Origin of the sequence: Chryseobacterium sp. 1B4 (genome assembly GCF_036631475.1) — a bacterium.
Lineage (GTDB): Bacteria > Bacteroidota > Bacteroidia > Flavobacteriales > Weeksellaceae > Chryseobacterium.
In genome coordinates this window covers 119,558-132,032 of record NZ_JAPNUF010000011.1, presented here as the reverse complement: position 1 = coordinate 132,032, position 12,475 = coordinate 119,558, and the positions used below count along the sequence as shown (strand labels likewise).

At 38.5% G+C, this 12,475-nt stretch carries 7 protein-coding genes and 3 pseudogenes; 1 reads left to right on the top strand and 9 read right to left on the bottom strand.

Annotated elements, in window-relative coordinates; genetic code table 11:
- The first annotated feature begins 66 nt into the window (after positions 1-66).
- Positions 67-642 carry a pentapeptide repeat-containing protein gene (locus OWR28_RS22610; RefSeq protein ID WP_332388627.1) on the top strand — a complete coding sequence of 192 codons (576 nt, stop codon included), beginning with the start codon at positions 67-69 and terminating at the stop codon, positions 640-642.
- A 383-nt stretch (positions 643-1,025) separates the two neighbouring features.
- Here OWR28_RS22610 and OWR28_RS22605 read toward each other — a convergent pair.
- The 9 genes and pseudogenes from OWR28_RS22605 to OWR28_RS22565 all read right to left on the bottom strand — a co-directional run bounded on the left by OWR28_RS22605 (position 1,026) and on the right by OWR28_RS22565 (position 12,310).
- Positions 1,026-1,735: pseudogene (locus tag OWR28_RS22605) on the bottom strand (C40 family peptidase).
- Positions 1,736-2,039: 304 nt separating this feature from the next.
- Complete coding sequence (locus OWR28_RS22600) at positions 2,040-3,146, bottom strand: efflux RND transporter periplasmic adaptor subunit (protein WP_332388625.1); 1,107 nt, start codon at positions 3,144-3,146, stop codon at positions 2,040-2,042.
- 27 nt (positions 3,147-3,173) lie between these two features.
- A pseudogene (locus OWR28_RS22595) lies at positions 3,174-6,440 on the bottom strand (efflux RND transporter permease subunit).
- Positions 6,441-6,473: 33 nt separating this feature from the next.
- A complete protein-coding gene (locus tag OWR28_RS22590; protein ID WP_332388624.1) occupies positions 6,474-7,865 on the bottom strand; it encodes a TolC family protein in 1,392 nt (463 codons plus the stop codon).
- Positions 7,866-7,943: 78 nt separating this feature from the next.
- Positions 7,944-8,699 (bottom strand): HAMP domain-containing sensor histidine kinase, encoded by a 756-nt coding sequence (locus OWR28_RS22585; RefSeq protein ID WP_332388623.1) that lies wholly within the window; start codon positions 8,697-8,699, stop codon positions 7,944-7,946.
- 17 nt (positions 8,700-8,716) lie between these two features.
- Positions 8,717-9,172, bottom strand: a complete 456-nt coding sequence (locus tag OWR28_RS22580; protein WP_332388622.1) for a hypothetical protein — start codon at positions 9,170-9,172, stop codon at positions 8,717-8,719.
- A 118-nt stretch (positions 9,173-9,290) separates the two neighbouring features.
- Positions 9,291-9,623, bottom strand: coding sequence for a winged helix-turn-helix domain-containing protein (locus OWR28_RS22575; protein WP_332388621.1), 333 nt, complete (start codon positions 9,621-9,623; stop codon positions 9,291-9,293).
- Positions 9,607-9,981, bottom strand: coding sequence for a response regulator (locus OWR28_RS22570; protein WP_332388620.1), 375 nt, complete (start codon positions 9,979-9,981; stop codon positions 9,607-9,609). The genes OWR28_RS22575 and OWR28_RS22570 overlap by 17 nt, the downstream gene beginning before the upstream one ends.
- A 134-nt stretch (positions 9,982-10,115) precedes the next feature.
- A pseudogene (locus tag OWR28_RS22565) lies at positions 10,116-12,310 on the bottom strand (glutamine synthetase III family protein).
- Positions 12,311-12,475: the final 165 nt, after the last annotated feature.

Sequence of the window (12,475 nt, the reverse complement as noted above, 5' to 3'; positions counted from 1 at the left end):
GTAATTATCTGTTTTGTAAATCTGCAGATTGCGGAGTATATTGTCATTTTATAATCATTTAAATTGATGAAAGAAGCTTACATCCTCGATCAGGATTTCGTAAATACAGACGGCTCCCAGTTAGAAAAAGGGGAATACGAAAACTGTACTTTCAGCAACTGCAGCTTTGAATATCTGGATCTGTCTGGGTTCAGTTTTACAGATTGTGAATTTATTGAATGTAACCTCAGCATGGCAAAACTTGTTAAGACATCTTTCCATGAAGTGCTTTTCATAGAATGTAAAATGTTTGGGCTTCAGTTTAATGATTGCAATCCGTTCGGATTATCTTTCAGATTTGACGGCTGCGCTTTAAATAATTCAGTTTTTTATCAGACATCTGTCAAGAAAACAGTTTTCAAGAATTCCAAATTAATTGAAGCAGATTTCACTGAATCTGATTTATCCAATGCCGTCTTCAGTAACTGCGATTTTTCGGGCGCTGTTTTTGATGGCACAAACCTCGAAAAAGCAGATTTCAGGACTTCGGTCAATTATTCCATAGATCCGGCTTTAAACAGGCTTAAAAAGGCCAAATTTTCGCTTTCTGAAGTACATAGACTGTTATATAAGCTGGATATCGAAATTGATAAGAATAGCTGATTTCTGAAAACAGGCGGCCACTGATGGGCAATAGCTGATATAAATATGGCCATTCTATACAATTTATATTAATCCTGCTATCTTATGATTATGACTTTGTTATTCTGAATACAGACTAAAAGTCTGCGAACATGGTTCAGGAGTGAAATGAAGAATCCGGGCTTCAGATGAGATTCTTCCTTCGTCAGAAATCGATGATTCGAAGTAGCCGAATGACACTGGTGTAAAATTGTTATTCGCCTAAAATAGAATGAGCAGGTTTTAACCCGCTTTTCTTTTAAATATATATTTCAAGGCTTAGCCTAAATTATCGTAAAATATCACATATAAAAAAGCCATCAGGATTCTGATGGCTTCATTATTTAAATCAATTATTTATAAAATTAAAAATTTGCTGGTGTAGCTGGAGTAACAGCGGCAAGATTGTTATAAGCTTCTCCTTCTTCGTTGATTACTCTCTTGGCAAATCTGAATTTAGGTCCCCAATAAGAATCATTCAGTGAAGAAATCATTACTCCTTTTGATGTTGCTGCGTGGATAAATTTGATCTCCCCATCTTCAGAAACACTTTCTACAATACCTACATGAGAAATTCTTCTTCCATGAGAAAAGAAAATAAGATCTCCCTTCTGTAGCTCTCCTCTTTCTACTCTTTCTCCTTCCTGAGCCTGAGAGGCTGCTACTCTTGGTAAGCTAAGACCTGCTGCTGCCCCGAATACGGAAAGAACAAAAGCTGAACAATCTATACCGTTTCTTGTAGTTCCTCCGTATCTGTAAGGAGTCCCAAGGTATGTTTCAGCTTCTTCAAGGATACCATCAATGGTTTTATTATGTTTGACTGCTTTTGCAATCTCAGAATTCTTAATTGCTTTTTTCGCGTTGGCGATAGATGCCGCCTTTTCAGCAAGGAAAGAGTCGATAAGTTTTTGCTTATCCTGCTCCATTTTTTGTTATCTATAGAAGCTAGTTTGGCATCTGTTTTGTATTCTTTTGTGTAAGTTGCTGGTTTTGAAACCACATAATTTGTAGCACACGATTGCAATGAAACTGTAGTAACTAAAGCAACTAAATAAAACAAAACTCTTTTCTTCATATATATTTGATTATCCGTGTTAAAAAGGAATATTTATTTTCAAAAGCATTACAAAAGTAGAGATTCCGAGCAAAAGACCCCTGTTATGATAATTATCAGGATCTTATTTTAACACTATTTAACATATTATTTACATATGTTAAAGAAAAATAAACCGCAACAGCCTATTTTTGGTCAGTGTGCGGTTTTTTTATTAAGATTCTTTAACAAACTTATTTCAGTTTATCCTGAATCAGCCTATTTCTACATTTTTAAGTCTAAAAAAGCAAGTATAAATTTTGTTAATAAATATTTGGCTATAAGCCTATTTAGGGGCTTTAATTCTAATATTCTGCCCATCACGGATTTCTTCTGTTGCAGTCTTGACAATTACATCACCCGGGGATACGGGGCCTATAATTGTTGTGGTCTCACCATTGGCAATTCCTGATGTTACAGGGATCCAATGGGCAGTATTTTTTTCTACTTTAATTACAAATACTCCAAGGGTGGAATTAAGTACAGCAGAAGAAGGAACTGACAAGGATTTGCTGTTTTCGCTTAAAGGAAGAATAACATTGGCTACCATGCCCGGTAAAAGCCTTTTGTCTTTGTTATAAACATCCATTTCTACCCACTGAGAACGTAATTTACTGTCCAGCGCTCCTGCAAATCTTGATACTTTTGCGGTGAAAGTTTCTCCGGGAATAGATAGGATGGAGAACTTAATATCTCCATTTTTATTCAGCAGTCCGGTATAAGATTCAGGAACATTAACCACCAGACGTAATCTGTCCTGCTGTACAAGGCTGAACATAGGAAGGTCAGAGCCTTTCCCTGATGGTCCTACATACGCTCCGGCACTTACATTTCTTGTTGCAATATTTCCACTGAAAGGAGCCCTGATCTGCAGGTAGTTTTTAACATCTGCAACTTCCCGGTAGGATGCTTTTGCAGCCTCCAGTTGAGCCAGGTCAGATTTTTGTGCTGCTAAAGCCTGCTCCAGATCAAGAGCTGAAATGGTTCCGGGAGTTTTGCTCGTTTCTTTTAAACGGTCATATTTTGCTTTGCTGGCAATATACAGAGCTTCTTTTGATTTTAGAGCTGATGAGGCTGCACTCTGCTGGGAGCTGATCTCAGGAGCTTCTAAAGTCGCCAGTAACTGACCTGCTTTTACTTCGTTTCCAACATCTACATATAACTTTTTAACAAAACTGCTGACTTTGGCATAAACATCCACTTTCTGATAAGGCTGCAATTCTCCGGGAATTGTGGTGGATGAAGAAAAATCATCCTGTCTGGGATTAACCGTTTCGATTTCCGGAGAAGCGGGGTCTGCAGGCTTTTTAGTTTCTTTCTTTTCTGCATGACCACAGCTTTGAAGGCTGAAAATAAGTATTGCCGGAATTAAATATTTATATAATCGGTTCATATTTTATTTTTAGTAGCTTAAGGTTATTTATTTAACAATTTCAGGCATAAAGTGAATGCTTTCCTCATCTTCAGGATCAAGGGAAACACTTTGGGTAGCAGCTTTTCCCTGTCCCCATGCAAATGCCAGCGGAAGGATAAAAGGGCGGCAAATGTAGAGGCAATCAAACCACCGATAACAGCTCTGCCCAATGGTGAAACCTGATCTCCTGCCTCTCCCAGTCCTAATGCCATAGGAACCATCCCTACAACCATTGCCAAAGCAGTCATCACGATAGGTCTAAGTCTCAGGGCTGCGGCTTCTCTTGCGGAAAGTAAAGCATTTCCATTATGTTTTCTTAATTGTTCTGCGTTGGTGATTAACAGTACGGCATTTGAAATTGAAACTCCTACAGACATAATGATTCCCATATAGGATTGAAGGTTTAATGTAGATCCGCTGATGATTAATAATGCTAAAGATCCAACCAGAACCGCCGGTGCAGTTACCAATACTACCCCTGAAACTTTGAAAGACTGAAAGTTGGCCGCAAGCATTAGAAATATCACAACAATAGCAATGATCAGGCTGCTTTGTAAGCTGCTCAGGGTCTCATTTAAAGTCTGGCTTAAACCAATCAGCTGTACATTGAGTCCTCTTGGAAGCTCTCCCACGGTATCAATCACTTTTTGAACATCTTTTGAAGCAGTTCCTAAATCGGTATGATTAAGGTTGGCCGTAACAGTAAGTGTTGGCATTGCCCCCAGGTTGTCGGTTTCCCCATATGTGAAACTATTTTTAATCGTTGCTACATCACCCAGATTCGGTCTGTTTGAATTTTTCTGCAATGGAATTCCTGCAATTTCTTCTTTGCTGTTCATTTTATTTTCAGGAATCTGAACCTGTACATTATAACTGTAGCCTGCTTTTTCATCCGTCCAGATATTTTTTTCGGTAAATCTTGATGATGAGGTGGATGCTACCAATGAACGGGAAACGTCTGACATATCTATACCAAGCTGGGCCGCACGAATACGATCGACATGAATGTCAAGAGCTGGATATTTTATGGACTGGCCTATCTGAACATCTCTTAAATATGGAATTTTTTTAAGTTCACTTTCTATTTTTTGGCATACGCTTCATTCACACTTTTATCCCTTCCTGATAACCTCACTTCAATAGGAGTAGGAGATCCCTGGCTAAGAATTTTTTCTGTCAGTTCAATGGGTTCAAAAGATAATTTCATGTCAGGATTAATGCTTTTGGCTTTTTCTCTGATTTTATCTTTTAAATCATCCATATTGGTATGGTAATCTTCATTTAGTCCCACCTGTAAAACGGTTTCATGTGAGCCTGCCATCCAAAGATAAATAGGGCTTACGGAAAAAAGAGTAGGATGGGTACCTACATATGCAGATGTAATTGAAACATTGTCTTTTCCGACAATTTCTTTAATGGCATCTAATAATTTTAATGTCTGCAGCTCGGTTTTTTCAATTCTCGTTCCGTCCGGAATACGCATTCTTACCTGAAACTGACTTCCGTTTACCTGAGGTAAAACATCCCGTCCGATACTGTTTAAGAATAAGGCTACCATTATCATCATCAGGATAATATAGGCAGAAACCAATATTTTTCTGTAAGGCATGATTCTATCTAAAAACTTCAGGTAACGGAACCGGATTTTTTCAAACATACTTACTTTCCCGTCACGGTTGCTGTCTTCGTTTTGCAATAAGATTTCTTTCTGGCTCCATGTATCATTCTCATTGCTTAATCCTGCTTGCTGCAGTTCTTCAGAGTCTGTCAGAACATGGCCGTCTTTTGCTTTGTGGTGTTTCACTTTCATGATCCAGTTAGCCATTACAGGAACAAAGGTCTGTGCAAGGAAGTAAGAAACAATCATGCTGAAACCGATGGCCAATGCAAGAGGCAGGAATAATGATCCCGGAATTCCACCCATTGTAAATGCAGGAGCAAAAACAGCCAGAATACAGAATAGAATCAACAGTTTAGGAAAAGCAATTTCTTTACAGGCATCCCAGACGGCAAGAGATTTAGGTTTCCCCATATCCAGATGCTGGTGAATATTTTCTATGGTAACGGTACTTTCATCAACAAGAATTCCAATGGCAAGGGCAAGCCCGCTTAGAGTCATGATATTAATAGTCTGGCCGAAAAGGTTTAAAAATAAAACGGCTGAAATAATAGAGGTCGGAATCGTAAGAATTACAATCAGTGCACCTCTGATATCTCCAAGGAATAATATAACCATCAATCCGGTGAGAATGGCTCCGATGGTTCCTTCACTCAATAAACTCTTAACAGAATTGATGACATAGGTAGACTGGTCAAATTCAAAGCTGACCTTTACATCATCCGGAAGGTTAGACTGAATTTGTGGCAACTGTTTTTTCAGATTCTGAACCACATCCCAGGTAGAGGCATCGGCACTTTTAGCAATGCTCAGATACACCGAGCGGCGTCCGTTTACCAGAGCATAACCAGAAGTCATATCTGCCCCGTCGGTTACTGTGGCAACATCTCTTAAGTATAGATTCTGAACACTGCCTTTATAGAGAGGGATATTTTCAAAATCTTTTACATTTTTAATCATCGTATTGGTAGGGGTGATATAGTATTTATCACCTATTCTTACGTTTCCTGACGGCGCGGTCTGATTGTTCAGCCTCAGTGCTTCTACGAGCTGATCTGGCGTCATATTATGTTGACGAAGCAAGTCCGGATTGGCATTAATCACCACTGTCCGGATATTTCCCCCGAAAGGAGGTGATGAAACAATTCCCGGAATTGAAGTAAATGTGGAACGAACATAAACGTTGGCGAGATCAAGCAGTTCATTGTTTGATCTTTTATCACTGCTTAGAACAAGCTGTCCGACCGGAAGTGTGGATGCATCAAAGCGAATGATAAAAGGAGGATTTGATCCCGGAGGAAAAGCGGCCTGAATTCTGGTGGAAAATGAATTCAATTCTGCCGCCGCCTGAGCCATATCGGTTCCGGGATAGAAGTTAATTTTCATTAACGTCAGTCCCTGAATATTTTTGGTTTCAATACTTTTGATTCCGTTGACAAATAGGAAAATGTTAATATATTGTTTGGCGAAAAATGCTTCCATCTGCTGAGGAGTATATCCGCTGAAAGGGTGGGAAACATAGATTACCGGTAAATCCAGTTTTGGAAAGATATCGACTTTAATAGAGTTCACGGACCGGATTCCAAAGAAAAACAGACCGGCAACAATCACTAAAATCGTAATGGTTTTCTTAATGCAAATCTTATTAAGTTCATTGAGATACTATTGATTATAATTGATATTAAATCTTACAGTTCATTTTCAAACACAGAGAAATCTCCCATAGCCGCTGCTTTTAGCAGTAAGGCATTCCATACATTGCTGATGGCGATATCCCTGTCGGTTTCTGCTCTTGCCAGAGCGTAAATAGCCTGGGACAAATCCACAAGATCTGTCAGTCCGTTTTTATATAAAACGGACCTTTGGATATAGGCATCATTGGCTGACTTGAGCTGAACCGGAACCTGATCATAAATCCGGATGGCGTTTTTCCACTTGTTATCAGATAAATCCAGCTGGGCTTTTAACTGTTGCTCTGCGAGGTCGTACTCATGTTTTAATCCCTGGCTTACATAATCCTGAGCGCTTATTTCCTTTGAGAGCCTGTAGGTTTGTGTGAAATTCCAGGAAACGCCAATCCCAAAGAGGTAGTTGCTTCTTGTAGGATGAACCCCGTCCCAGTAGGAGGAGGAATAGTCATTCTGATTTTGTGCATAGTTGCTTCCGAATCCTGAACCTCTTGTCTGAAAGATACCTACCATAGAGAATGATGGATAATACTGTGTCCTGAGGAGCTGTTTTTCCTCCTCGCTTACATCAATTCTGCTTTTGTATAAAGCCAATAAAGGATGGCTGTCTAAAGAAGAACTCGTTTCTGTAGGGAAATCCGCCGGAATTCTTTTCAGTAAAGTACTGTCCAGTACAAATTCCTGAGCCGGAATTCCCAATAGCTGGGCAAGTTTATTTTCCTGCTCCTGTTCGTTGTCTTTTGCTTTGGTGTAAGTGATCATTGCATTGGCGTAATCTGCTTTTGCAAGTGATAAATCTACGCCGGGAACGAGGCCGTTTTTTTCTTTAACCTCAACAATTCTTCTGATGGTATCAGTCCTTCCCAGATTCCGGGCGTATGAAAGTTTTAATTTTTTTGCAGCTAAAACATTCAGGTAAGCGGCGGTTACTTTTATTTTGTGCTGAAAGATTTCATCAGATAAATCTTTGGCATCCCTCTGGTTTTTAGTTTCGGCAACTTTCACTCTTTGTCTGGCTTTTCCAAAAGCGAAAAATTCCCAGTTGACATTAGCCAGGTACAAGGCTCCGAAAGAAGCATTCCAGTTTTGATCAGGGAGGGGAAGTCCGGATGAAGCTACTCCGTAGCCTCCAAATCCATACAGCGGACCGTTTTGTCCGTTGACGGTTCCATAGTCCTGCTGTAGGCTGATATTCAGGTTAGGCAGGTATTGCCGTTTTGCCAGTTCTATCGATTCCTGCGATGATAGCCGGTAAGATTCTTTGGCTTTAATGGTTCCGTAATTATGAACAGCAGTTTCCAGTGCAGATTGCAGCGTGAGGACCTTCTGTGCTTTTGCTGTGTTGAACAAAAAAACGGATGATAAGGCGAGAATAAAAATTCTTGAAAGCATCTAACGTATTTTCTTTTTTCAAAGTAAAAAATACATTTTGAAGCAAATTTGAAGTTGAAAAATTAATGTTGATGGTAATTATTTAGCAAAATTTACCATCTGTTCTACGGGTTCAAATGCGATGGGATTTTCAGCCGGTATTTTTTCAGAAATTGAAGTTCCGTGCAGTTTGTTACCGTCAAAATATACCGTTATGCTGTGCCATCCGTCTGCAAAATCATAATGAACAGCAAAATCATTTACCTCACAGATCTGCTTGACAATAGAAAGTCCCAGACCAATGCTTTCCTGTGACTGATTACTTTTCTTGAACCTTTTAAACAGTTCCTGTGTGGGAACATGAGGAGGGAGACCGGTATTATTGATCTGAAAGTAATTTTGGGTCAAATTTATTTCAATTTTTCCCCCTTCAAGATTATGGCGAATGGCATTTGAAAGAAGATTGCTTAATAGAATTTCTGCTAAAGTAGGATGGATCTTAATAAAAACATTCTTTTCGCAATTTCTGTGTAAGGTAATATTTTTTAAGGCTAAATGATCGGAATACATGCATAGTGCTTCTCTTTCCACACGACAGAACTTCAATTCCTCGTTGGTGAGAAATTCATTGTTATTCAGTTTGGTAAGAAGAATTAATGAGCGGTTTATTCTGCTTAATTTATCGATGGAGTTTTGAATGTCCGTTAATAAAACCGCTTGATCTTCATTGATCTCTGTTTCTGCCAGCAGCTCAATTTTACTTTGAATGATGGCTAAAGGAGTCTGAACTTCATGTGAGGCATTTTCTGAAAATTCTTTGACAGAAGCATAATCCTCCAGGGCTTTGTCTGTCATTGTTTTCAGAAATTCATTTAATTTTTAAACTCTTTGGTGCTTGTGGGTAAAAGGTCAAGCCTTTCTTTTTTCTGAATGCTGAATTTCTGAAGTCTGTCAATTGCATGGTGAAAGGGCTTTAATATAAATTTAGACAGAACCCGTGCTGTAATAAAAACAACGGCTGTGATTAATAAAAGTTTCCAGAAAAGGGCAATCAGCATTCCGCCCATTATTTCCTTTGTAGCTGTGATGTAAGCGTATGAAGAAATTTTATAAATCCTGCTGTTGATGTCTGCAAAAGAATTGATCTGGATTTTACATTCATTTCTGGAAACGCCCTGATCTTCAAGACAGGTGTGTATGACTTGTGGTTCTACAGGAATATTTTTACCCTGGAATAAACTTACGGTAATAGGCAGCCCCTGTGAGGTTTTTGCCGGGGCTTCTCCTTTCCGGAGCTGATTGATAACATAATTGTTGACGGTTTTCAACCTTTCTATCTCAACGTTATCCAGTCTTTTTTGATACCGGTATAGGATATATACATGCTTACGGGGGTAACCAGCAATACAATGGCGATAAACCAGACTGATATCTTATTCAATAAACTCATGAATCGCTATATTTTAAAGCATTAAACTTGTAGCCTAATCCGTAGATCGTTTCAATGTAATCTTTTCCCTCTGCAGCACCAATCTTTTTTCTGAGATTTTTAACGTGCTGATAAACAAAATCAAAATTGGCTAAATTATCTGTATAATCACCCCAAAGATGATTGGCAATAGACTGTTTTGATAATACACGGTTTTTGTTGACAAGAAAATACAGCAAGAGTTCAAATTCTTTCTGGGTAACTTCCAATCTTGTCCCGTTAATAATAACTTCGTAAGTGTCAGTATTTAAAATGATCTCATTGAATTTGACTTCACTGTAGCCATCCATTTTTTCTCCGGTAAACGGCTCTTAATCTGGCGTGCAATTCCGGTAAATGGAAAGGTTTTGTGATATAATCATCAGCACCCCGTTCCAGTCCGTTGATCTTATCATCTAATGCATTTTTTGCAGAAATAATGAGAATTCCGCTGCTGATTTTTTCGGTTTTAATGTAATTCAAAATGTTTAATCCGTTTCCGTCAGGCAGCATTATATCCAGCAAAATGCAATCGTACGAATTGAAGCTGAGTTTTTCCAGGGCTTCATTGTAGTGATGGGAGCACTCACAGATATAGTTCTCGCCTTCAAGATAATATTTCATACTTTGGGCAAGTTCGTGGTTGTCTTCTATGATCAGGATTTTCATAACGAAAACAAAGGTAAAGTTAAATTCTGTATCAAATTTGAAGTTATAGAAGTCTTTGTCTATGAGTGTTTTAGGTTAAATAAAAAATTCCCCGGAAAACGGGGAATTTAAACTAATATGGAACTTTACAGGTGTTATTTTGTAAACAACATTTCTCTGTATTTTGTCATCGGCCAAAGCTCATCGTCAACCATCATTTCCAATGCATCAGAAGCTTCTCTGATAGTATCAAATAACGGTTTTACTTTATTACAATAGCTTTCTGCCTGTTTTTGGCTGTCTGATATGCTTTTTGCTGCTTCTCTGGCTTTGATAAGATCTTCAACACCAAGCTTAATTTTAGAAACATTTTCAGAAATGCTTGTAATTAAACTCATCTGTTCTTTTGCCAGCGACTTGAATTCTTTATCTCCAAAGATTTCTTTAAGACCTTTTACGTTTTCAATTAATCTGTTCTGATAATTTAATGCAGAAGGAATGATGTGATTTCTTGCAATATCACTTAATACTCTTGCTTCGATATCAATAACTGTAGAATATTTTTCTAACTTGATTTCGTTTCTTGCCTCAACTTCTCTGTGGGTGAAAATACCCATCTCTTCATAAAGGTCAAGGAATTTCTTATCCATTTCCTGCTTTAAAGCTTCAGGAGTTGTCTTAAGGTTGTTCAATCCTCTTTTCTTGGCTTCTTTTGCCCAGTCGTCAGAATATCCGTCACCCTCAAACATGATGTTTTTACACTGCTTGATGTATTCTCTCAATACATTAAAGATGGCTTCGTCTTTCTTAAGCCCGGTTTCAATTAAAGCATCAACTTCTTTCTTGAAATCGTTCAATTGCTTTGCTGCAATGGTATTCATTACGGTCATAGACTCTGCGCAGTTTGCAGAAGAACCTACCGCTCTGATCTCAAATTTATTTCCTGTAAATGCAAATGGAGACGTTCTGTTTCTATCAGTATTGTCTAATAAAATTTCAGGAATCTTTCCTACTACATTTAATTTTAATTCTGTTTTTTCTTCCGGAGATAATTTTCCGTTGGTTACTTTTTCAAGTTCTTCCAAAACGCTGAACAGCTGGCTTCCGATGAATACGGAGATAATTGCCGGTGGAGCTTCGTTAGCACCTAATCTGTGGTCGTTGCTTGCAGATGCGATACTTGCTCTTAAAAGATCAGCATACTCATGAACTGCTTTGATCGTGTTAACAAAGAAAGTTAGGAACTGTAAGTTTTTCTTAGGGTTTTTTCCCGGGCTTAATAAGTTTTCGCCTGTATCTGTAGCTAAAGACCAGTTATTGTGCTTTCCGCTTCCGTTTACTCCTGCAAATGGTTTTTCGTGGAATAAAATATGGAAGTGGTGTCTGTGAGCAATTCTTGCCATGATATCCATCAACAAAGAGTTGTGGTCTACAGCAACGTTTACTTCCTCAAACATTGGAGCCAGCTCAAATTGGTTTGGAGCTACCTCATTATGTCTTGTGGTTACAGGAATACCCAATTTCATACATTCGATCTCCAGCTCCTTCATGAAGTTCATTACTCTTGTAGGAATTGAACCGAAATAATGGTCATCAAGCTGCTGTCCTTTGGCAGGAGAGTGTCCTAGCAAAGTTTTACCTGTTAATACAAGGTCCGGACGGGATTGGTATAATGCTGAATCTACCAGGAAGTATTCCTGCTCCCAACCTAAAGTAGGAGTTACTTTTGTTACATTTTTATCGAAATACTGCATTACGCTGGTTGCAGCTTCGTCTACAGCATTCAAAGCTCTTAAAAGAGGTGCTTTATAATCTAAAGTTTCTCCCGTATAAGAGATGAAGATGGATGGGATACACAATGTGGTTCCCATGATGAAAGCCGGAGAAGTAGGGTCCCATGCGGTATAACCTCTGGCCTCGAATGTGTTTCTGATTCCTCCGTTCGGGAAAGAAGACGCATCCGGTTCCTGCTGAATCAATAAATTTCCGCTGAATCTTTCAATAGCTCTTCCTCCTTCGATAGGGGTGAAGAAAGAATCGTGTTTTTCTGCGGTTGTCCCTGTCAAAGGCTGAAACCAGTGAGTATAGTGAGTTACTCCTTTGCTCATTGCCCAGTCTTTCATTGCTACAGCTACCTGGTCTGCAATGTGTCTCTGGATTTTAGTCCCTTTTTTACTGCATCCATAATAGACTGGAATGCTTCTTTCGTTAAATATTCTCTCATTGTTTCCTCTGAGAAAACATTCTGGCAGAATAATTCTGATAATTTCACAGGCACTTCAATAGAGTTATCTCTTCTGAAATCCTTAAATGGTAGGGTTTCTAACGCTTTGAATCTTAAGGTTGACATAAATGGGTTGATTTTTTACAGGGCAAATTTACAAAAAAAATGAATTGAAAATATTTCCACCCTAAAAATTTAAGGGGTATTTTGAAAATTTATATAATTTAAACAAATGTTTGGTGTTTTTTAACAGGGGTGTTTGGTGATTTAATGTTTAAAATGTGAGATTTT